This is a genomic window from Halalkalirubrum salinum (genome assembly GCF_005543295.1).
GTDB classification, from domain to species: Archaea; Halobacteriota; Halobacteria; order Halobacteriales; family Haloferacaceae; genus Halalkalirubrum; species Halalkalirubrum salinum.
This window is the reverse complement of record NZ_SRSG01000050.1, coordinates 1-687: the sequence shown is the minus strand read 5'-3', so window position 1 is coordinate 687 and position 687 is coordinate 1. Positions and strand designations below refer to the sequence as shown.

The window sequence follows — 687 nt, the reverse complement described above, 5'->3', positions numbered from 1 at the left end:
CACGTGCATCCCCAATCCCAGAGATGTCGGTGAGGGCAGCCAGTAGCGCTTTATTTTTGAGCTTCATTGGTCTACTCCTGCGATGATTTCTGATGCTGAGGCCTCTGGGTCAGTGATCTCTTTCACGTCGGTCTGTGGTCCGCCAGGGGTAAGGCCGAGAGCGATACAGACGACGCGGTCAGCACCGGCCTTGCGGAGAAGATGAGCCCCCGCAAGGAGTGAGCTACCAGTCGTGCAGATGTCGTCGAGCAAAATGACGGTATCATCGTGGAGTTTTGCTCGTGTACGGAGCGATTCAGAGGGATGGAAAGCGACTTGTCGGCGTTCTTCCTCCGATTTCTCGCGTTGACGTTCGACAGTTTCAGTTCGTTCAAGAAGCGGCGTATAGATGATTTCGGTTTTAAGCACGGCGTCCTGTGCTAGTTCTACTAATTGTGAACTATGTGACTGGGCTTCGTGACCCGGATAGACTGTAATGTAGTCGTAATCCCAGGTATCAAGAAGGAATCGTCGGTGGATGAGGTCCTGTAGCCGTGGTCGGAAAGTGTCTATCGGGGTATCTTCTCCGTGTTTTGCGAGTGCCTGAAGAGCATCGAAACTCAGTGAACTCGGGCGATACCAGTCCAACGCAAAAACGTTCAATACTTGGTTTGCAGGAGTGGCTGCTGGGGGCGTTACTCGTTTAAA

The 687-nt window shown here is 52.5% G+C and carries 1 protein-coding gene; it reads right to left on the bottom strand.

Features of this window, described 5'->3' with window-relative positions:
- Positions 1-63 precede the first annotated feature (63 nt).
- A partial coding sequence (locus E5K03_RS13840; RefSeq protein ID WP_138007391.1) for a ComF family protein occupies positions 64-687 on the bottom strand: 624 nt, incomplete at its 5' end.